This is a genomic window from Hymenobacter sp. UYCo722, assembly GCF_040547115.1.
Classification (GTDB): Bacteria; Bacteroidota; Bacteroidia; order Cytophagales; family Hymenobacteraceae; genus Hymenobacter.
The window spans coordinates 83,167-105,939 of the sequence record NZ_JBEPPC010000008.1 but is presented as its reverse complement, the minus strand read 5'-3'; the positions used below and the strand labels follow the sequence as shown (position 1 = coordinate 105,939).

17 protein-coding genes are annotated in these 22,773 nt (G+C 65.7%); 7 read left to right on the top strand and 10 right to left on the bottom strand.

The genetic code is table 11. From position 1 onward, the window contains the following. The first annotated feature begins 110 nt into the window (after window positions 1-110). Entirely contained in the window at window positions 111-2,702 is a 2,592-nt protein-coding gene (locus ABIB44_RS17265; protein WP_354585919.1) for a glycoside hydrolase family 5 protein, read from the top strand. 162 nt (window positions 2,703-2,864) lie between these two features. Then, entirely contained in the window at window positions 2,865-5,369 is a 2,505-nt protein-coding gene (locus tag ABIB44_RS17260; RefSeq protein WP_354585918.1) for a glycosyl hydrolase 53 family protein, read from the top strand. A 189-nt stretch (window positions 5,370-5,558) separates the two neighbouring features. Here ABIB44_RS17260 and ABIB44_RS17255 read toward each other — a convergent pair whose 3' ends face one another. The 6 genes from ABIB44_RS17255 to ABIB44_RS17230 form a co-directional block, all read right to left on the bottom strand. Continuing rightward, window positions 5,559-5,771: a heavy-metal-associated domain-containing protein gene (locus ABIB44_RS17255; RefSeq protein ID WP_354585917.1), complete on the bottom strand. Its 213-nt coding sequence runs from the start codon at window positions 5,769-5,771 to the stop codon at window positions 5,559-5,561. A 248-nt stretch (window positions 5,772-6,019) separates the two neighbouring features. Beyond that, window positions 6,020-8,431, bottom strand: coding sequence for a TonB-dependent receptor (locus ABIB44_RS17250; protein ID WP_354585916.1), 2,412 nt, complete (start codon window positions 8,429-8,431; stop codon window positions 6,020-6,022). Between the two features lie 225 nt (window positions 8,432-8,656). Beyond that, window positions 8,657-11,377, bottom strand: coding sequence for a PAS domain-containing sensor histidine kinase (locus tag ABIB44_RS17245; protein WP_354585915.1), 2,721 nt, complete (start codon window positions 11,375-11,377; stop codon window positions 8,657-8,659). A 195-nt stretch (window positions 11,378-11,572) separates the two neighbouring features. Then, complete coding sequence (locus ABIB44_RS17240; protein WP_354585914.1) at window positions 11,573-11,983, bottom strand: hypothetical protein; 411 nt, start codon at window positions 11,981-11,983, stop codon at window positions 11,573-11,575. A gap of 635 nt (window positions 11,984-12,618) precedes the next feature. Then, window positions 12,619-13,029 carry a hypothetical protein gene (locus tag ABIB44_RS17235; protein WP_354585913.1) on the bottom strand — a complete coding sequence of 137 codons (411 nt, stop codon included), beginning with the start codon at window positions 13,027-13,029 and terminating at the stop codon, window positions 12,619-12,621. A 272-nt stretch (window positions 13,030-13,301) separates the two neighbouring features. Then, window positions 13,302-13,475, bottom strand: a complete 174-nt coding sequence (locus ABIB44_RS17230; protein WP_354585912.1) for a type IIL restriction-modification enzyme MmeI — start codon at window positions 13,473-13,475, stop codon at window positions 13,302-13,304. A gap of 225 nt (window positions 13,476-13,700) precedes the next feature. On the opposite strand from ABIB44_RS17230, the gene ABIB44_RS17225 reads away from it, so the two are divergent. Further along, window positions 13,701-13,898 carry a hypothetical protein gene (locus tag ABIB44_RS17225; RefSeq protein ID WP_354585911.1) on the top strand — a complete coding sequence of 66 codons (198 nt, stop codon included), beginning with the start codon at window positions 13,701-13,703 and terminating at the stop codon, window positions 13,896-13,898. Between the two features lie 20 nt (window positions 13,899-13,918). Here ABIB44_RS17225 and ABIB44_RS17220 read toward each other — a convergent pair whose 3' ends face one another. Next, window positions 13,919-14,539, bottom strand: coding sequence for a BLUF domain-containing protein (locus tag ABIB44_RS17220; protein WP_354585910.1), 621 nt, complete (start codon window positions 14,537-14,539; stop codon window positions 13,919-13,921). A 492-nt stretch (window positions 14,540-15,031) separates the two neighbouring features. Here ABIB44_RS17220 and ABIB44_RS17215 point away from each other — a divergent pair, with 492 nt between their 5' ends. Continuing rightward, window positions 15,032-15,487, top strand: a complete 456-nt coding sequence (locus tag ABIB44_RS17215) for a BLUF domain-containing protein (protein ID WP_354585909.1) — start codon at window positions 15,032-15,034, stop codon at window positions 15,485-15,487. Between the two features lie 20 nt (window positions 15,488-15,507). Here ABIB44_RS17215 and ABIB44_RS17210 read toward each other — a convergent pair whose 3' ends face one another. Both ABIB44_RS17210 and ABIB44_RS17205 read right to left on the bottom strand, forming a co-directional pair. Beyond that, on the bottom strand, window positions 15,508-16,044 hold the full coding sequence (locus ABIB44_RS17210; protein ID WP_354585908.1) for an RNA polymerase sigma factor: 537 nt from the start codon (window positions 16,042-16,044) through the stop codon (window positions 15,508-15,510). A 68-nt stretch (window positions 16,045-16,112) separates the two neighbouring features. Next, window positions 16,113-19,142 (bottom strand): CheR family methyltransferase, encoded by a 3,030-nt coding sequence (locus ABIB44_RS17205; protein ID WP_354585907.1) that lies wholly within the window; start codon window positions 19,140-19,142, stop codon window positions 16,113-16,115. Between ABIB44_RS17205 and ABIB44_RS17200 the strand changes: the two genes are divergently transcribed. Continuing rightward, complete coding sequence (locus ABIB44_RS17200) at window positions 19,076-19,507, top strand: chemotaxis protein CheB (protein ID WP_354585906.1); 432 nt, start codon at window positions 19,076-19,078, stop codon at window positions 19,505-19,507. The two genes, ABIB44_RS17205 and ABIB44_RS17200, sit on opposite strands and share 67 nt — an antisense overlap. On the opposite strand, the gene ABIB44_RS17195 is transcribed toward ABIB44_RS17200, so the two are convergent. Then, entirely contained in the window at window positions 19,504-19,884 is a 381-nt protein-coding gene (locus ABIB44_RS17195; RefSeq protein ID WP_354585905.1) for a hypothetical protein, read from the bottom strand. The genes ABIB44_RS17200 and ABIB44_RS17195 overlap by 4 nt on opposite strands. A gap of 540 nt (window positions 19,885-20,424) precedes the next feature. Between ABIB44_RS17195 and ABIB44_RS17190 the strand changes: the two genes are divergently transcribed. Together ABIB44_RS17190 and ABIB44_RS17185 are read left to right on the top strand one after the other, a co-directional pair. Next, window positions 20,425-20,796: a DoxX family protein gene (locus tag ABIB44_RS17190; RefSeq protein WP_354585904.1), complete on the top strand. Its 372-nt coding sequence runs from the start codon at window positions 20,425-20,427 to the stop codon at window positions 20,794-20,796. A gap of 108 nt (window positions 20,797-20,904) precedes the next feature. Then, a complete protein-coding gene (locus tag ABIB44_RS17185; protein WP_354585903.1) occupies window positions 20,905-22,692 on the top strand; it encodes an ABC transporter ATP-binding protein in 1,788 nt (595 codons plus the stop codon). Window positions 22,693-22,773 lie beyond the last annotated feature (81 nt).

Here is a 22,773-nt window from a genome sequence, read left to right as displayed (position 1 = left end):
CGCGCTGAAAAGTAGGGGGTATTTTGCGAATTTGCACAATCGTTTGTGTAAAGAATATCACCCGTACCTTCGCCTTCGGATTTCTCCTTTGTCCTTTATCATTGGTTTCTATGGCCGTGCGTTGGGTGTCGCTGCTTTTGTTGAGTCTCATTTTTTTATCCAGCGCACAGCTCGCGGCGGCCCAAAAACCCACGACCGCGCCGGGCGGCGACGTATTTGTGGATAATGCCGGCGTGCTGCGCTGGCAGCAGACCAAGCAGGAAGTGGCGTTGTTCGGGGTGAATTACACCACGCCCTTCGCCTACGCCTACCGGGCCCACCAGCAGCTGGGCGTATCCCACGAGCAGGCCATCCGGCAGGACGTGTACCACCTGAGCCGGCTGGGCGTCGATGCCTTCCGGGTGCACGTGTGGGACGTGGAAATAACGGACACGACGGGCAATCTGCTCGAAAACGAGCACCTGCGCCTGCTCGACTTCCTGATGAATGAGCTCAAGCAGCGCGGTATCAAAATCATCCTCACCCCCATTGCCTACTGGAACAACGGCTACCCGGAAAACGACTCGGGCACCGGCTTTTCGAGCATCTACTCAAAGGGCGCGGCCTACACCAACCCGCGCGCCATCGCGGCCCAGGAGCGCTACCTCACGCAGTTCCTCAACCACCGCAACCCCTACACCAAAAACCGCAACCGCGAAGACCCCGACATTCTGGCCTTCGAGGTGTGCAACGAGCCCAAGTACCACCTGCCGCTGCCCCCGATAACCCGCTTTGCCGACCGGATGGCGGCCGCCATTCGGGCCACGGGCTGCCGCAAGCCGGTGTTCTACAACGTGTCGGAAAATCCCGACGTGTCCGAGGCCATTCTGAATGCGAAAGTCGATGGCCTGACGTTCCAGTGGTACCCGCAGGGGCTGGTGGCCGGGCACACGCTGCGCGGCAATTTCCTGCCCTACGTCGACCAGTACCCCATTCCGTTCAGCGGCGACGCGCGCTTTCAGTCGAAGGCCAAGCTGGTGTACGAGTTTGAGTCGGCCGATATTCTGCAGCCCATTATGTACCCATTCATGGCGCGCAGCTTTCGCACGGCGGGCTTCCAGTGGGCCACCCAGTTTGCCTACGACCCGCTGGCCCTGGCCCCCGCCAATACCGAGTACCAGACGCACTACCTAAACCTGGCCTACACCCCGGCCAAAGCCCTGAGCCTGCTCATTGCGGGTAAAGTTTTCCGCACCGTGAAGCGCGGGCAGCAATCCGGCCGCTACCCGCAGGATTCCGTGTTTGGCGACTTCCACGTCAGCTACCGCCAGCAGCTGAGCGAACTGAACACGCCCACCGAGTTCTACTACACCGCCAACACCAGCACCGCTCCGCAGCAGCCCGCGAAGCTGGCGCATCTGGCCGGCGTGGGCTCCTCCAAAGTGGTGCGCTACGGCGGCACCGGCGCGTACTTTCTGGATAAGCTGGCCCCCGGCGTGTGGCGGCTGGAGGTACTGCCCGACGCCATCGCCATCCGCGACCCGTTCGAGAAAGCCTCGCCCGACAAGATGGTAACCCAGATTTTGTGGAACGAGCAGCCGCTGCGGGTTTCGCTGGCTGAACTGGGGCTGTCGTTTTCGCTGCGCGGCCTAAACGAGGGCAACGCCGCCCAGGCTACGGCCACCGACGGCCAGGCCACCGTGCGGCCCGGCGTGTACCTGCTGGCTGCGCCCGGCAAGTCCACGGCCGCCTTCACGGCCCTCACCGTATTCAACCACATTAAGCTGGGCGAATTTGTGGCTCCCGCGCCCACGGCGCTCGGCCCGCAGGCGCGGCATGCGCCGTTAGCGCAAACTACCGCCGGGCAGCCGCTCAGCATCAGTGCCACCGTCACCGGCGTGGGCGCGGCCGACAGCGTGCTGCTGGTAGCGCAGCACTACTACGGCCGCACCCGCACCGTGCCGATGCGCGCCACGGCCTACGCCACCTACGCGGCCCGCGTGCCCGACGAGCTACTGTATGCCGGCGAACTGCGCTACTGGCTGGTGCTGAAAAAAGGCGCGCAGGCACTCACCTTCCCCGGCGGGTTTGCCGGCCAGCCGCGCGACTGGGACTACGCCCACGCCGAGCACTACGCCGTGCCCATTGTGCCGGCCAGCGCCCCCCTGCTCCTCTACCGCGCGGGCCACGACCAGGAACGCATCGAGGCCCGTGGGCTGGCCCCCAACACCTGGACCGACTACGTGCCCACGCCCGATGGCAGCCTGGCATTGCGCCTGGTGCAGGGACCGAGCCGCGCCGGCCAGCCCGCCGCAACTGGCCCGGCCGCCAGCCTGCGGGCCTTTTTCGGCGACCGGCTAACCGGCCGGGCCGAGGATTTGGACCGGTTTACGCAGGTGGTGGTGCGGGCCCACACCAGCCAGCCCGGGGCCAGCTTGCGCCTGCAGCTCACCACCAAAGACGCCACTAGCTACGCGGCTCCGCTAACGCTGGTGCCGGGCCCGGCGGTGCAGGAAGTGGTGCTACCGCTCAGCGCCTTCCGGGCTGCGCCGGGCTTGCTGGTGCCCCGCCCCTACCCCGGTTTCGGCCCGCTGGAGTACCAGCCCGCCACCCCGCCCCCGCTCAAGCTAGTTGATGCCGAGGTGCTGCAGCTGGTCTGGGATGCGGCCAGCGCAACGGGCAGCCCGGCGACGGTAGACGTGGAGGCGATTTTCCTGCGTTAGCTGTAACGTCATGCCGAGCGCCGCCGAGGCATCTCGCGTGCCGCCACTAACCCAATCGTGCTGCCATTTTGATTACCATCTCAGGCGAGATGCCTCGGCGGCGCTCGGCATGACGTTCTATCCGAGCCGCAGATTTCACACCCGACGATGCCGCTCCATCTTATGAAACGACTTTCACTTTTCCTGACCCTGCTGGCCGGGTTTGTGCACCAGGCCAGGGCCCAAACAACCCCACCCTTCGCCAAAGGAGCCGACGTAAGCTGGGCGACTGAAATGGAGCAGTCCGGCTACCGCTTCTACACCGAAGGCGGCGCGCAGCAGGACTTGTTCCAAGTGCTCAAGGGCTACGATATGAACACCATCCGCCTGCGAGTGTGGGTGAACCCGGCCGGCGGCTGGAACGGCCCGGCCGATGTGCTGGCCAAGGCCCTGCGGGCCCACGCGCTGGGGTATCGGCTGCTGCTTGACTTCCACTACAGCGACACCTTTGCCGACCCCGGCCGCCAGACCAAGCCCGCGGCCTGGGCCGCCTACACGTTTCCGCAGCTGCTCACGGCCGTGTACGACCATACCTACTCGGTGCTCGAAATGCTGAAAAGCAACGGCATCACGCCCGAGTGGGTGCAGGTAGGCAATGAAACCAACGACGGCATGCTCTGGCCCAATGGCCAGGCTTCGACCAACATGGCCCAGTTTGCCCAGCTCTTCGACCGGGGCTATGCGGCCGTGAAGGCTTCGAGCCCCACCACCAAAGTCATCGCCCACGTTTCGAATGGCTTCAACAGCAGCATCTCGCGCTACATTTTTGGCGGCCTGGTGGCTAACAACGCCCGCTTCGACGTGATGGGGCTTTCGCTCTACCCGAGCATTACCGACTGGCCCACGCTCACGGGGCAGTGCCAGGCCAACATGAACGACCTGGTGGGGCGCTACCCCGGCAAGGAAGTGATGGTGGTGGAAACCGGCATGCCCGCTGACGCCCCCATCCCAACCCAGCAGATGCTGCTCGACCTGCAAGCCAAAACCCAGGCCGTGCCCGGCAACAAGGGTCTCGGCGTGCTGTACTGGGAGCCCCAGGCCTATAACTGGATGAACTACAACCTGGGCGCGTGGAACAACGCCGGCCGGCCCACCGCCGCCCTGCGCGCCTTCCGCAGCCCGCCGCCGGCCGCCGGGCGGGTGTATAACCCCGGCTTCGAGTTCACCGGCCCCACCCAAACGCCTCTGGGCTGGAGCACAGCTTCTACCACTGACGCGGATGCTGACTTCACCCAGGCTCCCGGCGTCGCGGGCCTCTACCAGCTCACGCACCAGAAGGCGGCGGCATATCAGGTGCGCACCTACCAGCTGCTCACCAACGTGCCCAACGGCATGTACACGCTACGCGCCCGCGCCCAAAGCACCGGCGGCCAGGCGCAGTGCCAGCTTTACGCCAGCGGCTTCGGCGGGGCCGAATTAGCCACCACGCTACCCACGTCGGCCACCTGGACGGAAGTAGTGGTCAACAGCATCGTGGTGAGTAACGGGCAGTGCGAAATCGGGCTGCGCTCGGTGGCCGGCGCGGGCCAGACGGCCCGGCTCGATGAGGTGGAATTCGTCATTAGTACCACGGCAATAAGTAACCCTCCCTTCACGATTGACGGCCAGGCCTCAGGGGCCGAGCTTGGGCTGGGCATGTACCAGCTGGCCGCCACCTACACTGGTCCGCACGCCGAGGCCGACCGGGGCCTGCAGGCACTCTACGTGGGCAGCACCGCCACCACCCTGAACCTGCTGCTGACCGGCTCGGCCGAATCGGCGGGCGGCAGCTACCGCGCGCTGGTGCTGTACCTGAACACGGCCGGGCAGCCGGGCGCGCCGGCGGGCCAGCAGCTTATGGGCGGCAACAACGGCCCCTCGCCGCTCAAGCACCGCCCCACGCTGGACATGCAGGCCGACTATGGCTTCCGCGTGTCGGTGGGGCCAACTTCGGCCACGGCCAGCGACGTGTACTTCAGCCGCGTTTCGTACGTGACGGGGGCACCCGTGGTGCCGGGCAACGACACCTACCTCGGGGCGGGCACCAAAGCCGGCGGCGTAGTCGTGGCCCCGGCCACGCTCGATTTGGCCGGCGCGCGCTTCGCCTACTTCAACACGCCCGCCCTCACGGCCAACACCGGCAACTCGGGGTTGGAAATCGAGATTCCGCTGGCGGCGCTGGGCGCGGCGGGGGCTTCGGTGGGCGCGGGCAGTCGCATCGAGCTATTTGCCGGCTACACCGATGCCGACGGCGTTTTTCTCACCGATGTGATTCCAACAATTCCGGGCCGCACCACGGTGCTGGGTCCCAACCCTGATTTCACGGCCATTCCCGGCAACCAGTACGTGGCCTTCCAGCTGGGCACCGGCGTGCTGGCCAGCCGCCACGCCGCCGACCAGGCACTGGAGGTTGCGGTGTACCCCAACCCTACTGCGGCGGCGGCCACCCTGGCCTACACCGTGCCCGGCCCCGGCGCGCAGCCCGTGGCGCTGAGCATATACAATGCGATGGGCCAGCGGGTGCGCACCGTAACGGCCCGGCAGGTCGGCCATCAGGAACTGGCCCTCGACCACCTACAAGCCGGCATCTACCTGCTGAAGCTGCAGGTGGGCGGGCTCACGACCAGCCGCCAGCTGGTGGTGGAGTAGCCGACGTGCTCCGGCCCGACCGCCCTAGGCGGTCCGACCGGTTGAAGCACCACCGATGCAGACCCAACGACAACCGGTCGGACCGCCTAGGGCGGTCGGACCGGTGGGGCCGCTACCAGTTTCGATTATAAGCTAAAAAAGGACGTTCCCACACCGGGAACGCCCTTTTTTCAGGATAGCGGGAGCAGCTTAAGCGGCGGCCTGAATCTCGAAGCCGGCCGCTTCCACGGCTTGCACGACCTGTTCGGCGGTGGCCTGGTCGGAGGTTACGGTCAGGATTTTGGCGGGGTTGGCGGTATCGACCTGCCAGTTGCCGGCCCCAACGGCCTGGTTGAGGGCGGGCGTAACGGCTTTGATGCCGCCGCCGCAATTAATGGTGGTTTTAAATTGAAGCGTGGACATGGCGGAAAATGCGTTTTAGTGAGAAATCTATCCGGAAAGCTGGCGGTAAGCAGTGCGCCGACATGGCAAAATTACGCTTCAGACCTACTAAAACCCGTACAGAATTCTCTCCCCAAAGTTGCGTCATCAGGCCCTTAACAAGCCGGTGCCGGTGCACCAGCCTCGTTCTGGCGTTCGCCTCAGACCCTGGCCCCAAAGCCACTTCGGGGAGCACTTGTAGTGGGCCGGTGGTGGCTGGGCAATCAGCTTTATTCAAAGCCTTTGCCGCCGGCATCGTCGGCCTGGTCCTCCCGGCGCTTGGGGCGCGGAGCGGCGCTGGCGTTGCCAAACCGGTAGCTGAAGCCCAGGTACACGATGCGCGACTCGCGCTTGTTGCGGCTGATGGACTCGAAGCCGGTGCCGTAGGCGTTGAAGTTGTATTGCAGGGTGTTGAAGATGTCGGAAACCCGCAGCGTAATACTGCCTTTCTCCTTTAGCACGCTTTGCTTGGCGGCAAAGTCGGCGTTGAACTGGGTGAGGCGCTGGCCCTGGGCCGACACCACCGGCGAGCGGTAGTTGGCCGAGAGCTGCAAATCGAGCAGCTTGGTGGGCGACACCGTGGTGTTCAGCCGGCTCGTGTAGACGAAGTTGCTGTTGTTGAAATCGAGGTTGGTCGGGGCCGAGCCCTTGATGATGCGCCGGAAGGCCGAGGCGTTCAAACTCACCTTCCAGCGGCTGGTGAGGGGCGCGCTGGCCACCGCTTCCAGGCCGTAGTTGGTTTCCTGGCCCACGTTCAGGCGGGTGGTTTTCGTGACGACGGATTTGGTGACGGAATCGAAAAAGAACGGGTCGCGGATATTGGTAATCGTGTTTTCCTCCAGCCGGTAAAACGCCGTGGCGCTCACCGAGCCGCCGGCCCCGAAAAAATGCTGGTCGCCCAGCTCGAGCGAATGCACGAACTCCGGCCGCAGCGAGGTGTTGCCGGCGCGCAGGTTCAGCGGGTCCGAGCGGTCGGGGAAAGGGTTGAGCTCGTCGGCCCCCGGGCGCTGCACGCGGCGCGAGTAGCTGAGCTGCACCCGGTGCTCCTTGCTCACGTCGTAGGCCAGCACGGCGCTCGGAAACAGGCTCAGGTAGTTGCGCGCGAAGCTGGAGTCGGGCAAGGCGGCCGCCACCAGGTTGCCGCGGGTGTTGGTTTGCTCCAGGCGCAGGCCGAACTGGTAGCTGAACGCGCCGGCCGCGTTGGCATAGGTACCGTAGGCCGACTGAATGAGCTCGTGGTAGATGAAGCGGTTCGAGGGGTTATAGGCCAGCGCGGGCTGGCTGGCGAAGCGGTAGTCGTTGTCGGAGCGGCGCGAAATGCTTTTGGCCCCCAGCTCGTAGCGGCCCTTCTCGCCCACCGGCCGCACGTAGTCGAGCTGGGCCGAGGCCAGGTCGTTCTGCGTATCAAACTGCTGCTGCTGGTAGCCGGTGGCCTTGTCGAAATAATTCACCGTCGAGCTCACCCCAATGTTGCTCTGCACCGGCGTGTAAATCATGTTGGCGGTGAGTTCGCGGCCTTTCTGCGCGGGCCAGAGGCGGCGGTAGTCCAGGCTGAAATCGGCCTGCCGGGCGGTACCGGCGTTGGTGTTGGCGCGCGTGGTGTTGCCCAGCGAGGGCCGGTCGCCGGTGGTCTGGTTGGTTTGGGTCGAGAAGATATCCTCGCGGTTGTTCTGGGTATTGTAGCGCGGCTGCACGGTCAGGGTCAGGGTCTGGTCGGGCGTGAGGGCGTAGTCGAGGCCTAGGCGCACGGCGTGCGACACGCCCGTGCTCACGCCGGTGCGGTCCTGGTTCAGCACCACGGGGCCGGCGGCCGTCTGGCTGCGCTGGCGCACCGAGCCGGAGCCGGTGCGGCGGTCGTCGCGCCAGTCGTAGCTGCCGAACACGTTGAGCTTGCCCCGGTGGTAGTTCAGGCTCAGGGAGGTGTTGTACTTGTCGCCGGTACCGGCCGTGGCGCTGGCCTGGCCGTTCAAGCCGTCCTGCCGCTCCTTTTTCAGCACGATGTTGATGATGCCGGCCGAACCCTCGGCATCGTAGCGCGACGAGGGGTTAGTAATTACCTCAATGGTCTGAATCGAACTAGCCGGCAGCTGGTCCAGCGTCACGCCGGTGGGCTTGCCATCCACCAGAATCCGCACGTTGGCCGAGCCGCGCAGGCTCACCGCGCCGCTCTGGTCCACCGTCACGCTGGGCACGTTCTGGAGCACGTCCACGGCAGTGCCGCCGGTGGCGGTCAGGTCCTTGGTCACGTCGATAACCTTTTTGTCGAGGTTGTCGGTCACGATGGCGCGCTGGCCCTTTACCACTACTTCGGCCAGCTTGGTGGCGGCCGTGCGCAGGCGCAGCGGGCCCAGGTGCAGCTCGGGCGCGGCGCTGCTCAGGGCCACGGCACGCAGGCCGGTGCGGTAGCCCACCACGGTGGCTTTGAGCACGTAGCTGCCCAGGGGCACTTTTTCGAGCACGAAAGCGCCGCTCTCCAACGATTGCGCGCCGGTCACGAACGTCGAATCGGCGGCCCGCAGCAGCACCACGCCCGCGTAGGGCAGCGGCTGCTGGCTGGCCGCGTCGAGCAGCAGGCCGTCAATCCGGCCCGTAGTTTGGGCCTGCGCGCCCAGCGGCCCGGCCAGCAGCAGCAGCAGCGCCACTAGTTTCAGCCATCGTTTCCCCTCGCAGCCCCGCGGTTGCGCGTATTCCCGGTAGTGTTTCCGCATCATCTCAATCGCACTTTTCGCTGGTCGCCTCATTTATGCGCCCCATCATCCGGACGCGGTTTGCCCGGCCGGGTTGCAAATCAGGCCCCGAAAGTCGGACGAGAATCTGGGCGAAACCTGTGCTCCGCCTATTTTGACTGGTGCTCGGCCCGCGCCCGCCTACGCCGCTACGTCGAAGCTGATGATGGTGCCCCGCCCGCGCTGCGAGCGCACGGCCAGCTCGCCGCCCAACAGGGCCACCCGGTTGCGCACCCCCGCCAGCCCGATGCCGGCCAGCGGCTCGGCCGCCACCGAGGCCGGCTCGAAGCCGCGGCCATTGTCCTCCACGCTCACGTAAAGGCGGCCGGCCTCGTGGGCCACGTGCACTTCGACTTCGGTAGCCTGGGCGTGCTTCATCACGTTGTTCAGCAGCTCCTGCACGGTGCGGTACACGGTTATTTCGACCGGCGCGGGCAGGCGATGGTCGAGGTTGCGCAGGTGCAGGTGCACGGGTAACCGGGCCGGGGCAATGCGCTTGACGAGGGCTTCGAGGGCGGTGCGCAGGCCGAAATCTTCCAGAATGCCGGGCGTGAGCTCGAAGGAGATGGTGCGCGTCGTCCGAATGGCTTCTTCGAGCAGGCGCAGCGCGTCGCGCGGGGCCGGGGGCACGCCGCCGGGGCCGTCGAGGCTGAGCTTGGTAGCGTAGAGCAGCTGGCCCAGGCCATTGTGCAGGGCCTCGGCAATGCGCTTGCGCTCGGTTTCCTGGGTGGCGAGCACGGCGGCCAGCACCTCCTGCTGCTGGCGCAGGCGCAGCTGAATGGCTTCTTCGGCCAGGCGCTCGCGCTCGGTCACGTCGCGCATGATGATGAGCACCCCCCCCGCCTGGGTCCCGGCCGGGGGCGGCAGGGGCACGAGGTGGGCATCGTAGCGCCCGGTGCGCAGCCGGAACGCCCGGTTGTAGCGGTCGATGCGCTCGCCGGCCAGGGCCCGGGCCACCTCGTGGCGCACGGTATCGTCCAGCCCGGGCAGCACCTCAAACAGGGGCCGGCCCAGCGCCTGGGCCGCACTCGGGCCGAAGAAGTGGGTGGCTTCGGCGTTCCAAACGGCAACGCGGCCGGCCGGGTCGAGCGAAATAATGCAGTCGACGCTAATTTCGAGCAGGCTTTGGCTAAACTCCTTTTCGGTTTGCAGCTGCTCGCGCTGCTGCTCGGTGGCCGTCACGTCCACGGCCAGCACCACGGCCTGCTGGCCCTGCTCATCAAAAAAAGCGTATTTCTGAAACGTCACGGGCAGACCGGCTATCGGTACCTCCACCCTGAATTCGGCCTGCCCCCCCTGCATCACCTGCACGAACGCGGGCTCCACTACCGGGTACAGGTCGTATACGTTCTGGCCCTTCATCGCATTGTCGGTCAGGCCCAGGGCCCGCAGGCCCGCCCCCAGCGATTCGAGCACCAGTCCATCGTGCCGAATACGGCTCAGCGAGATGGGCATGCGGCTCAGCATCCGTTCCAGCACCAGGCTTTTGTAGTGCAGCTCCTCGTCGGCGACGCGCTGCCGGGTCACGTCGCGCACCATGCCCGCGAAGCCCGTCGCATGGCCCTCGGCGTTGGCCACCACGCGGCCGGCTAGGCTCAGGTGGTGCACCGAGGCATCGGCCCACACCACCCGGAAATCCAGCTCCAAGGGCTCCTGCACGGCAATGGCCGCCTGCAGGCTGCCCCACACCCGGGGCAGGTCGGGCCGGCAAATACCGCTTTTAATCAGCTCCCGGGGAATGAAGCCCGCCACCGGCGCGCGGCCGAATATGGCCTGCACGCGGGCATCGCCCTCGACCTGGTCCGTCGCGAAATCCCAGGTGAACACCCCCGTTTGCGAGGCTGCCAGGGCCTGGCTCAGGCGGGCCTCGCTGGCGTGCAGCCGCTGGGCGGCGGCGCGGCTGGCCGTGATGTCGCGCCACACGATGTGCACCAGCGGCGCGGTGCCGCCCAACTCCATGGGCGTGAGCACGGCCTCGACCCAGATTTCCTCGCCCGTGAGCCGGTGCATCAGGGCTTCGCAGCGCGTCGAGCCGGCCTGCATGGCATCGGCCACGGTTTGGCGAAACAGGTCGACGGTGCGCTGGCCATTGGGCTGCCGCTCGGGCGCGTGGCTCCAGGCGGGCCGGCCCACCACCTGCGCGCGGGCCGAGGCCCCGATGAGGTGCAGGGCGGCGGCGTTGCAGTCGACAAAAAGATGGCCCTGCAGCAGGGTCACCGCGTCGTGGCTGTCGGTGAAGAGCCTGCGGAAGCGGGCCTCGCTGGCGACCAGCGCGTCGGCAGCCCGGCGGCGCTCCGTCACGTCGAGCACGGCCAGGCGGCACTGCGGGCCGGTGGCCGTGGCCACGCACAGGCCTTCGAGCTGGCCGTAGAAGCTCGTACCATCTTCGTGCAGCAGGGCCAGCTCGATGCTTTGCGCGCCCTCCGAGCGGAACACGCGGGCCAGAAACTGGCCGAAATTCAGGCGCTGGGCCGGGGCCACGAACAGGGCGAAGCGCCGCCCCGCCAGCCGCTGCCGCACGGCCCCCAGCAGCTGGGCGGCGCGCAGGTTGAGCTGCTCGATGAGGCCGGTTTCGCTCAGTGAGCAGTAGCCCACCGGCGCAAACTCGTAGAGGTCGACGTACTGGGCGCGGGCGTTTTCGGCTTCGGTCTGGGCGCTCAGCAGCTCTTCGCACTGCATTTCCAGCTCCAGCTGGTGCGTCTGCAGCTCCTGCACCAGGCGCTGGGTTTCGGCCGGGGTTTGTGGGGCGGGCACCTGCGTTACGAGGCGGCGGCTGGTTTCGGCGCGGTCGCGCAGGGCCAGCAGCGTCGCGTGGGGAGTGGCGGCTTCAGGGAATAACTCGTCGGGGGTGGCGGTGGGCATCGCGGGGGCGGTGGAAAACGGTAATGAAGGTAAGCCCTTTGGTACGGGCAGGCAAGCCAGGGCGGCAAATACCGTATTTTAAACCCGGTCAAATCCGTGTTTACCCCCTGCCCGACCGGCTTGGTTGCCGCGCCCTCCCAAGGCCGAAGCCAGGCGCTTGCGCCCACCGCCGTGCTCTTGGGCGACGCGCCCGGCTCAGGCCAGCAGCCAGTGGCGGGCACGGGCCTCGTCGTCGAACAGGGCCACGCGGTAGTGGCGGTCGGGGGCTAGGGCGTCGTGCAGGTAACCCGCCAGGTACGTGTCGGCGGCGAAGGCCGTGGCCCGCTCGGGGGCCACCAGGTAGGCCACCGCCAGGCTGCCCGGCGGGTACCGGGCCGCCGCCCGGGGCAGCCAGTTCAGCACAATCCAGTTGAGGAGGTCGAGCGGCGGCATGGCCCGGCGGCGCACGTCGAGCAGCCAGCGCGAGGCGTGGGCGGTGGTCGCCTGGCCGAGCAGCGCCTCGTATTCGGCCTGCAGCGCCACCGGCGACGACTCGCCGGGCCAGCGGGCTACCAGCAGGCCGGGCTCGGCCACGAAAGCAGGTTTGGGAACAGCAGGTTGCGCCATAACAGGCCCAAAGCTACGCCCTGGCCCCATTAGCCGGCTCCAAAGCCGCCGGCAATGCCCGCACGGTACATGGCAACATCAAGTTCCTGGCCGGGAACTTCCAGCCCGGGACCCAGGCCGCCCCCGATGACCTGGATGTGCGCTTTCCCGGCGACTCCGGAGCCGGCCGCAAGCCAAATCCGGCTAAGGCCCAAGCAGCCAGTCGAGCCAGTCAGAAAGGAGTAGCGACGCACCCAGGCGTCTCGTCGCTGAATGGGCGAGGCCGCGCCAACTGCTCAAATCAAACAACATTAGCAACGATGAGACTCCAACTTTCAAGTAATCGCGCAGAAGTAAGCGTAGCAAAAAGGCGGTTATGCTGAGCCTGTCGAAGCAGCTCTACTGCTTCGTTGAACGGCAATTGCGAAGCGGTATAGCTGCTTTGGCAGGCTCAGCATGACGTTCTATAATCAGTAAGCTTACTTCTGCACGACTATTTTAAATCGCAACCCCATTGACCCGCTTTTTTCGCCAACTCAGACACCTTCTTAGGCCAGCAGCCAGCGCACGCCCTCTCCTTCGTCGGTGAAGATGCGAAGCGGGTGGGCGCGGGCTGCAAAACCGGTGGGCTACGTGGTGCCGCCGCCGCGGGCCGTCTACGCGGCGGGGGCCTGCAACCAGGCCAGGGCATCGGTCTCGGTCGTGAACAGGGCCGCGTCGTAGGGTTGGGTGGCTACGAGGGCGGCCTGCACGGCTGGGGCCACGCTGGCGTCGGTGCGCATTTGCTCCAGGCGCTGCATCGAACTGAACACGGCCAGCCGCAGCGGATGCGGGGCCAGCTGCGCCACGGCGGCCGGAAAAAATACGCGGGTGAGCCAGGCCGTTTCGAACAGGTCGAGGGGACCGCAGCGACGCGAGTCGAGCAGCCAGTTGCCGCAGCGGTGCTCCAGGGCCAGGGCCAGCGCGGCCTCGTACGACGCCTGGGCCTCGGCCAGGGTATCGGGGGCCAGCCAGCGTAAAAACACGATATCGAGGTCGGGCCGGTAGGTAAGGTTATAAGTGCTCAAGGACGTAGCAATAAGAATATAGGGAACACAACCCGGCGGCGCGGGCTATGTTTTGGCCCGTTTCGGGGTTTTGGCCGGGGGCGGCAGCAGGGGGGCCTGCAAGGCGCGGTAGGCGGCAAACAGAAACTCCAGCCGCGCGAGCTCGGTGGCGAAGGCGTCCGACCAGTACCTGCGCGGCGGCGGCTTCCATGGCCGCCACCTGCTTCGGGCTAGGCGACGGAGGGAAGGGGAATAAACTACTCGGCCGGATTATCCGGAATCGACTGGCCAAATTAAAGCAGGTTGGCGGCACCCCTGATATTAGCCACCCGCCGCCGCTTCACGTCGAAAACGTGGAAGAAATCAATCCAGAACGCCTGGGCGTCGGCGCGCTCGTCGGTGGCGGCCTGCCACTCCTGGGCGAAGCGAATGGCGCGGTCTTTTAACTCGGAAAGGGAAAGGGGCATGGGGCAGCTTTTGGGCGACAAGATAGGGCGGGGCTGGCCGGAGTGGCGCCGCCCTACCCCGGTTGCCGCCCTTCGGCAGCCACCCGAACGGCTTTGCGGCGTTGGTGGAATCCGGGCTCGCAGCGTACGTATTTTACTAACGCAATATCCGTATTAATGCTCTTGCCTCATCTGCCAATACCTCCGAAATTTGTCCTACTCCTTCTTTGCTTTCTCTCCTACCCGATGGAATACGACGCCCGGTTCGGCCCCTACGCCCAAACCCCGCAGCAGCGGGCCTACGTACTGCAACAGCTCCAGGCCACCAAGCCCCACCTGAGAACGAGGGCCAGCGCCCGCGCCCTGGGCCTCTACGCCCGCTACGTCGCCGGCGAAATCACCTGGGCCGACGTGCGCCAGCTCCTCGACACTGAATTAAGTTAAAGCCTGCCCGTGCAGGCCCGTTAGCCGGCCCCGGCGGCAGGCGCGGGCGGCCCGGCCGGCATCCCAATGCCGAAGGCGCGCAGCAGCGCCAGCAGGTTCGGGTCTTCAATGGCCGGGCCGGGCACCACGGGCCGCGGGCCCTGCACGGCCACCAGCACCCGGTCCAGGTCGGAAGTGGTGGCGTGGCCAAAGGCCATGCTCCAGCCGGCGAAGTGCCGGTCGGCGGCCTGGCCGGCGCTCACCGTCACCACCTGCGTGTGTCGGGTATCCTGCTGAATGCTGGCGTACAAGTCGCGCACGGCCTCTTCGGGCCCTTCCAGCGCCTGCACGAAGTACCCGGCGCTGTAGAGCAGCATGCCCGAAATCCGGTGTTCCACATTAAAGCGGCGCGCCTCTTCGAGCAGCTGCCACAGCGCATCGTCGCTGAAGGGCACGGTGGCCCGGCTGCGGTACAGCACCTGGTACACGCTGGTATCGAGCAGCTCAATCACCTGGTCGATGGTGAGCTCGCCCTGTTGGTAGCGGGCCAGCAACTGGCGCTCGTAGCGGTGGGGCGCGAGGCGGGTATTTACCGTCATGGCGACGGCCCAGTCTACGGCCCGGCGGCGCTGGATTTCGGTGGTCGGAAGGGCGTGGTCCATAGCCCTACTCATACGCCGTTTTCCCCTGGGCGGGTTTTCTATATATGCCCCGGATAAATACGGATTTACCGCACCGGTCTTGTTCGGCTGGCACGCCCGGCAGCAGGCGGGCACGGGCTCTCCGCTCAAAAGAGGGCTGGCTACAACAAGCTAACACGGGCAGAAACAGGGGCGGAAGAAGGAGCGCGAAGGTCATTTGGCGGCGCGGGCCGGGGCCGCGGCGGGCGGCCCCGCCGGGCAGGCGCGGGACGCCCGCAGTTTATTTTGATTTTGCTATATTTAGTAGCTGATGGGACGCTTCCCCTCCTTCAGGCGAGGCTGGGGGGGTAGTGCGAACCTGAGCATCCACGGTTCTGCGCCGGCAAGGCCAGACAATGGCGCACGGATGCGAGCTGCCGGGTCCGCACCACCAGCGCTTTTCTCTCCCCACCACCTCCGGCACGGGGGTGCGCGCTACCGATTGCCGCTATTCACCACTTACTTCTCCGAGCTATGAGCACTTATCAACTCATTTATCAGAGCCAGGCCACGGTGCCCTTCGAAGCGCCCGAGCTACGGGCCCTGCAGCGGCAGGCCGTCGCCAGCAACCGCAGCCACGGCATCACGGGCGTGCTGCTGCACACGGCCGACGGCCGGTTTCTGCAGCTACTCGAAGGCGACGAAGCCGCCGTGCGCCAGCTCTACTGCCGCCACATTGTGCCCGACCCGCGCCACCGCGACTGCCACATCCTGGCCGCGGGCCCCTGCCCGGAGCCCAGCTTCACGGGCTGGCACATGGCGCTTCGCTTTGCCCAGCCCAGCGAGGTGCGCGACCTGCTGGCCCACGTGCCGGCCTGCAACCTGGCCCTGTGCGTGCCACGCGCCCGCACCGCGCCCGAGCTGGCGGCAGCGCTGCGCGCCTTCTTCGCCGCCGGCCAATCCGGGATATTCGCGCTCCAGCTGGCTTAGGGCGCAATGGTGCGGCGCGGCTAGGCGCACTTTTGCCGGAAGCCCAGCAAGTACCGGGCGCGGCCCACCCAGGTTTTCACGGTGCCCACCGGCACGCACAGGTGGGTGGCGGCCTCGGCCTGGGTGTAGCCTTGCAGGTAAATCAGGTCCATCACCAGCCGGTACCGGGGCTTCAGGGGCAGCAGTAAATCCACCACGCCAATGTGCTCGGGCCGAAAACCCTCCGTGGGCAGCAGCAGCAGCTGCGGCGCGTCGTCGAGGGAGGCCGTGCGCGCCAGCAGGCGGTTACGGCCCAGGCGCAGGTGGTCGATGGCCGTGTTGGAGCATACTTTGGCCGCCCAGGTGAAAAGGCCGCTCTGGGCGGCATCGTAGGTGCCGATGGCGAGCCAGACCTTCACCATGCTTTCCTGAAGCACGTCCTCGGCCGTTTGTGGGTTGCGCACAATGCGCAGTAGCAGCGACAGCAGCGCCTGGCGGTGCTGGTGGTAGAACTGGTCCATCACCCGCTCATCGCGGCGGAGCAGGCCCCGTACAAGTTCTTCGGAAGATAGCGGCACGGAGGGGTAGGAAAGGACAGACCTCCCTTACGCACACGGCCGGGCTTTGTTTCCCGGCTACGCGGGGCTCAGGCTTCCTGCACGCCCAGCAGCAGGCAGCCCGTTTGGGCCCCGTGGCTAACAAGGGCCCGCCCGTTGAGCAGCAGCGTGCGGGGCCCAGCCCCGGGAAAATCGGCGGCGTAGCTAAAGTTCTCAAACGGCTGCCCGGGGTGGGCCAGTGCCTCTTCCAGCTGCCGGCGCAGGGCTGGCTGCTGCCAGGCCCCGCCGTCGAGCTCGCGCAGCGGCAGCCCTTTGATGGCCGCCACATCGAGCCCGAACAGCTGGCCAAACGCCCCGCTGATGGCCAGCACCCGCTGGCTGGCATCGAGCACGAGCAGGGGCTCGCGCATGCTTTCCACGATGCTCTCGGCGAAGCGGGTGCTTTCCTGAAGCTGGCTTTCGAGGGTTTTGAGGGCCGTGATGTCGGTGAAGGTGATGACGGCCCCGCTGATGTAGTTATCGAGGGTGCGGTAGGGCAGCACGCGCATGGCGTACCACTCGCCCTGGATGGTCTGAATGTTGGCCTCGATGGGCACGAGGCGGTCGAGCACCAGGCGCAGGTCCTGGGCCAGGCGGTCGTAGCGCAGCAAGCTGGCAAAGTGCGTGATGGGCCGGCCCACGTCGGCGGGCAGCAGCGGCACAATGCGGTGCACCGGCGGCGTGAAGCGCTTTATCACCAGGTCGTGGTCGAGGAAGATGGTGGCTATTTCCGTCGCATCGAGCAGGTTTTTCATGTCGTTGGCGGCCTGGCTCAGCTCCTCGGTTTTGTTGAGGTACTGCAGGTTCAGGGTCATCAGCTCCTCGTTCAGGCTCTGCATCTCCTCCTTGTTGGTCATGGCCTCCTCGTTGGTGCTTTGCAGCTCTTCGTTGGTGCTCTGCAGCTCCTCGTTGGTGCTTTTGAGCACTTCCAAGCTACTTTCCATCTCCTCGACGGTCGATTGCAGGCGGTGCTTGGTGTACTGCAGCTCCTTTGCCAGGGCCAGCGCCTGCCCGGGGGCATCGGGCGCGGGCGCGGCGGCCTTGCGCTGGCGGCGGGGCGTGGGCTGCTCCTCAAACACCACCAGCAGCAGGCCGGCCAGGGCCTCGCCCTCCTCCAGCAGCGGCTGCACCGTGAGGCGCAGCCGCTGCACGCCCGCCTCCACGCGCAGCTGCACACTGGCCAGCACCACGGCTTCGCGGGTGGCCAGGGCCTGGTGCACGGCCGCGCTCAGCTCGTAGTTGAGCTCCTCACGGGCCATGTCGAACACGTTCATCGCACCCAGCCCGGGAGCCGGCTCCAGGAAGCGGCCGGTGCGCCCGTTCACGTACAGAATGTCGCCTTTGAGATTTATCACCACGGCGGGCGGCGTGTACTGGCGCAGCAGCAGGCGCTGCACCAGCGCGGCAAACGGGCCGTCTTTGGATGTGATGGCGGGGAGCATAGGGCCGGGCAAAGTAGCAAGAGGCAGGGCCGAGAGCAGCGGCTGGCCCATCAAAAAAGGAAAATTAGCCAGCCGCGCCCGGGACGCCGGCGGCTCGGTGCGGCGCACGAGCTTCCATTTCACGTCCAGGGCCTGAAACAGGTCCTGAAAGCCGGTCAGGTTCTCGCTGGGGCCCAGCAGCAGCAGCCCGCCCGGGTTCAGGGCGTAGTGAAAAACCGGAATCAGGGCCTTCTGCAGTTCGGCGCTGAAATAGATGAGCAGGTTGCGGCACACCAGCAAGTCGAGCTTAGTGAAGGGTGCGTCCTTGTTCAAATCGTGCACGGCAAACACCACGGCGTCGCGCACTTCCTTCTTCACGCGGTAGCCGCCCTCGGTTGGCACGAAAAAGCGGCGCAGGCGCTCGGGGCTCACATCGGGCACCAGGCTGCTGGCGTACTCGCCGGTGCGCGCCGCGTCGATGGCATCGGGGTTGATATCGGTGGCGAAAATCTGGATACTCAGGTGCCGGGGGCGCACCACCCCGTCGAGGGCTTCGAGCAGCACAATGGCCAGGCTGTAGGCCTCCTCGCCCGTCGAGCAGCCGGGGGCCCACACCCGAACGGTGCTGCCTTTGGGTTTCTGGCGCAGCAGTGGCAGCAGCCGGGCTTGCAACTGCTCAAACGCCTCGCGGTCGCGGAAAAACCTGGTCACCCCAATCAGCAGCTCCTTGAACAGGGCCGTAACCTCCGCCGGGGTTTCCTGCAAAAAGCGCACGTAGTGCGCGAAATCGGTGAGCTGGTGGGCGCTCATGCGCCGCTCGATGCGCCGAAATACCGTGTTGCGCTTGTAAAAGGAGAAGTCGTGTCCGGTCTGGGCCCGGATGAGGTGAAAAATCTTTTGCAGGGCATGGGCCGGCCGGGGCTGGCCGGAGGTGCCGACCTCGCGCCGGGGCCGGTGCGGCGGGTGGCGCACATACTCCAGCAAGCGGGCCGGCAGCTCGCCGGCCGGCAGCACGTAGTCCACAAACTCGGTGGCCAGCGCCGAGCGGGGCATCGAGTCGAACTCGGCCGTGGCGGGGTCCTGCACCATCACCATCCCAACGTTTTCCATCACCATCCTCAGCCCCAGCGTGCCATCGGTGCCCAGCCCCGAGCAGATGATGCACACGGCCCTTTCGCGGGCATCCTTGGCCAGACTCTGAAAAAAGAAGTCAATGGGCAGGCGGCGGCCCGGTGGCTGCGTAGGCGTGAACAGCAGCAGCGTGCCGTGCAGGATGCTCATGTCGCGGTTGGGCGGGATGACGTACACCTGGTTGGGGCGCACGGGCAGGCCGTCGGTGGCCTCTTGCACCGGCATGGGGGTGAAGTGCTGCAGCACCTGGGCCAGCGCCGATTCCTGGCCGGGCGAGAGGTGGGTGATGACCACGAAGGCCATGCCGCTGCCCGCCGGCAGCGCCCGAAAAAACTGCTCAAACGCCGTCAGAGACCCCGCCGAGCCCCCCAGCGCCACCACCGGAAACGAGGCGGCTGACGCGGCGCGGGCGGCCTCGCGGCGCAGGGCGGGCAGGCGCAGCTCATCGCCATCGCGCGGCATTGCCTCGGGGGAGTTGCTGCCAAGGCCGGGCTCGGTGGCGGGCGCAGGGGCGGCGGGTTCGGTCATGGAGCGGCGAGCGGCGGGGAGCGGCCCAGGCCACCCCGGCAAATTTACCGCTAATCCGGGGCCCGCGCGAGAACTATTACCGCCCGTCGGTCGATGCGCTGTTTCGGTCGGCGGCCGTGGCCGATGGGCCGCGCACGGTGGGCATCGTGCTCACGGGCATGCTGCACAATGGCACCGCCGGCCTGGAGTTCAGTAAGCCCTGCGGCGGCATTGCCATCGTGCAGGAGCCCGCCGAGGCCGAGTTCCCCGGCATGCCCCAGAGCGCCCTGCAAAACGTCGACATCGACTACGTAGTACCGCTGCACATGCTGGGCCAGCTGCCCTGGGCCCGCACCAACCCACAGGCCCCGTCCGGGGGGGGTTAGTTGTGGGCCAGCTGCCGCACGTTGGCTGCCCATCGCGTGGCCGGGGCCTGCCGCACGGCGTCAAGCAGCGTGGGCACGATGCGCGGCGTGGGACCCAGGTACTGCGCCAGCAGGGTTTTCCTCACCGGTTCGGCTACGTGCACCAGCACCAGGTGGGCAAATCGCTCCTGGAGCTGATAGTGCGCGTCCCACAGCAGGCGGGCCGCTTCGCCGGATAGCTCGGTCAGCAGCCCACAATCGACCCACACTTCGGGCTTGCCGCTACGCTCGGCGCACCGCAGCCGGCGAGCCAAGGCTACCTCGGAGGTATCGACCGGGCCCGGGGCCAGGGTAATCAGGTAGCTATCAGGCAGTAGCTCGTGGAAAACCGTTGTCATCGTGGGGGTTGGCTGAACAAAAGGAGGCTGGGCGGGAGGCAGAGAATTACTTGTACGCCCATAACTCTTCCCAGAATAGTTATTTACGACACAAACTTCGTAATATTTAATCGTATTTTAATCCGTTTAACTACGAATTCTATCAGGGATAAATACTTAAATTTTATCTGCCATTAATTCAATTCCCTTGGGCTCGCCGGCTTGGAATGCCAAGCCGGCCCCTGCCCGCTCCATCCCGAAGCAGCCAAGAGCCGACGGACGCCCGCACCGGCTATTCGCCACGATGCCCGGTTCCGGCCGCTGGCGGCCTCAAAGCCGTACCAGCTGCTGTTGCGAAAAAGCCATGTCGGGCTATGTCGGGCCACGTCAGGCAACCCGAGCCAGTCGGCCCATCGCCCTCCGTCGTAGCCCGAATACCGGGATTAAGCCAGCAACCGATAAAGTATTTGCGCCCGTCCAGCGTCTGCCGGAGGCAGGTGCACCGCCGCAATTCGCAACTTTGGCACTCACAACGCGGTATTCACCATTTTCTGATTTTTTATGAGTCCTTCCGTACGCAACATCATCGCCTGGATTTTGCAGGCCCTACTGGCCGCCTCCTTCGTTTATGGTGGCAGCCAAAAGCTCCTAAACCTCGACGGTACCATGGCCATGTTTGGCCAGCTGGGCTTGCCCGGCTGGTTTGGCGGCTTCATTGGCGTAGCCGAGCTGCTGGGCGGCATTGGGCTGCTGGTGCCGCGCACGGTGCGCCCGGCGGCCATGGGCCTCATCATTATCATGATTGGGGCGGTGTTCATGCACGCCACCAAAATCCCCGGCGGCCTAGCCAATGGTGTACCGGCCATCGTGTCGTTGGTGCTGCTGGTGGTGGTACTAGTGCTGCGCAGCCGCACCGAAGCCCGGGCGGTATAAGCCACGCTTCGGCCCGGTCGTGGGCCAAACGTTTTCCCAAACCATTGCCAACCGGCCGGGTTGCTTGCCTTCTGGCCGGCCCGGCCGGACAACTTGTGTGTTCCCCTTATGAAAATCCTTTATAGCTACCTGCGCAACTACTGGCCGCTGCTGGTGCTGGCCCTCGGGCTGGCCACCGTCAACCAGGTGTTCTCGCTGCTCGACCCGTATTTCTTTCGTAAGCTTATCGACCACTTTTCGCCCAAGGGCAGCGAGCTGGCGGCCGTTCGGCTGGTGCCATTCGGGCCGTTTCTGCGCGAGGCCCTGCCCTACATCGGCCTAATGCTGGGCGCGGCCATGGTATCGCGCATCGCCAAGAATTTCCAGGATTACTACGTCAACGTCATCACCCAGCGGCTGGGGGCCAAAATGTACTCCGATGGCCTGCGCCACTCGCTGGAGCTGCCCTACCAGGTGTTCGAAGACCAGCGCTCGGGCGAGACCCTGGGCAAGCTCCAGAAGGTGCGCATCGACGTGGAGAAACTGATTCAGAGCTTCGTGAACGTGCTGTTTACAGCGATGGTGGGCATCATTTTCGTCATGTGGTACGCCATCACGGTATACTGGCCCATTGCGCTGGGCTACTTCCTCACCATTCCGCTGCTGGGCATTCTGAGCTTTTTTCTGAGCAAGCGCATCAAGGTGATTCAGAAAACCATTGTGGCCGAAACCACGGCCCTGGCCGGCTCCACCACCGAAAGCCTGCGCAACATTGAACTCATCAAGAGCCTGGGACTGGCCCAGCAGGAAACTGAGCGCCTGAACGCCACTACCAACAAAATCCTGAAGCTGGAGCTGCGCAAGGTGCGCTACCTGCGCTCGCTCAGCTTCGTGCAGGGCACTTTCGTGAACCTGCTCCGCAACGTGATTGTACTGCTGCTGCTGTACCTGCTGGTGCAGCGCCACATCAGCCTGGGGCAGTTTTTCTCGTTCTTCATCTATTCGTTCTCCATCTTCGGGCCGTTGCAGGAGCTGGGCAACATCATCGGCGTGTACCGCGAAACCGAGATTTCGCTCGGCAACTTCCAGTCGATTCTCGACACGCCCAAGGATGTGAAGCCACTGCACCCGCAGTCGGTGGCGCACATCGAAAACCTGGCCTTCGAGCACGTCAGCTTCCAGCACCTCACGGCCAAGGGCAAGGCCCTGTCCAACATTTCCTTTGGGGTGAAGCTCGGCGAAACCATCGCCTTTGTGGGGCCCTCGGGCTCGGGCAAAACCACGCTCGTGAAGCTGCTGGTCGGCCTCTACCCGCCCCTCTCGGGCGAGATTCGCTACAACGGCATCCCCGGCTCGGAAATCGACCTCGATGAGCTGCGCGAGCAAATCGGCTTCGTGACGCAGGACACCCAGCTGTTTGCCGGCACCATCCGCGAGAACCTGCTGTTCGTGGCCCCCCACGCCACCGACGAGGAATGCCTGCACGCCCTGCACCAGGCCGCGGCCGACACCCTGCTGGCCCGCGCCCCGCTCGGCCTCGGCACCGTAATTGGCGAAGGCGGCGTGAAGGTTTCGGGCGGCGAGAAGCAGCGCCTCAGCATTGCCCGCGCCCTGCTGCGCAAGCCCACCCTCATGGTGTTCGACGAAGCCACTTCAGCCCTCGACTCGCTCACGGAGGAAGAAATTGGCAAAACGGTACGCGAGCTGTCCGGCTCGCGCCAGCACATGACCATTCTCATTGCCCACCGGCTCAGCACCATCCTGCACGCCGACCGCATTTTTGTACTCGAGCGCGGCCACATTGCCGAGCAGGGCGGCCACGCCGACCTGCTGGCCCAAAAGGGCCTGTACTACGCCATGTGGCGCCAGCAGATTGGCGAGCGCAAAGAGCCCGAAACCTCAGCGGCCCTGGTCTAGCGGCGGGCAGTAAAACCCGGGCATTTCGTAACCCTGCCCACCGGCCGGGGGTAAGAGAAGAAGTGAATATAATTTCACTTC

What these genes read in the sequence shown, in the direction of transcription:
- ABIB44_RS17245 (WP_354585915.1), bottom strand. Translation starts at nt 11,377, where the DNA reads ATGCCCACCGCCACCCCCGACGAGTTATTCCCTGAAGCCGCCACTCCC.
- ABIB44_RS17230 (WP_354585912.1), bottom strand. Translation starts at nt 13,475, where the DNA reads ATGCCCCTTTCCCTTTCCGAGTTAAAAGACCGCGCCATTCGCTTCGCC.
- ABIB44_RS17215 (WP_354585909.1), top strand. Translation starts at nt 15,032, where the DNA reads ATGAGCACTTATCAACTCATTTATCAGAGCCAGGCCACGGTGCCCTTC.
- ABIB44_RS17260 (WP_354585918.1), top strand. Translation starts at nt 2,865, where the DNA reads ATGAAACGACTTTCACTTTTCCTGACCCTGCTGGCCGGGTTTGTGCAC.
- ABIB44_RS17220 (WP_354585910.1), bottom strand. Translation starts at nt 14,539, where the DNA reads ATGGACCACGCCCTTCCGACCACCGAAATCCAGCGCCGCCGGGCCGTA.
- ABIB44_RS17205 (WP_354585907.1), bottom strand. Translation starts at nt 19,142, where the DNA reads ATGACCGAACCCGCCGCCCCTGCGCCCGCCACCGAGCCCGGCCTTGGC.
- ABIB44_RS17255 (WP_354585917.1), bottom strand. Translation starts at nt 5,771, where the DNA reads ATGTCCACGCTTCAATTTAAAACCACCATTAATTGCGGCGGCGGCATC.
- ABIB44_RS17190 (WP_354585904.1), top strand. Translation starts at nt 20,425, where the DNA reads ATGAGTCCTTCCGTACGCAACATCATCGCCTGGATTTTGCAGGCCCTA.
- ABIB44_RS17195 (WP_354585905.1), bottom strand. Translation starts at nt 19,884, where the DNA reads ATGACAACGGTTTTCCACGAGCTACTGCCTGATAGCTACCTGATTACC.
- ABIB44_RS17265 (WP_354585919.1), top strand. Translation starts at nt 111, where the DNA reads ATGGCCGTGCGTTGGGTGTCGCTGCTTTTGTTGAGTCTCATTTTTTTA.
- ABIB44_RS17225 (WP_354585911.1), top strand. Translation starts at nt 13,701, where the DNA reads ATGGAATACGACGCCCGGTTCGGCCCCTACGCCCAAACCCCGCAGCAG.
- ABIB44_RS17240 (WP_354585914.1), bottom strand. Translation starts at nt 11,983, where the DNA reads ATGGCGCAACCTGCTGTTCCCAAACCTGCTTTCGTGGCCGAGCCCGGC.
- ABIB44_RS17185 (WP_354585903.1), top strand. Translation starts at nt 20,905, where the DNA reads ATGAAAATCCTTTATAGCTACCTGCGCAACTACTGGCCGCTGCTGGTG.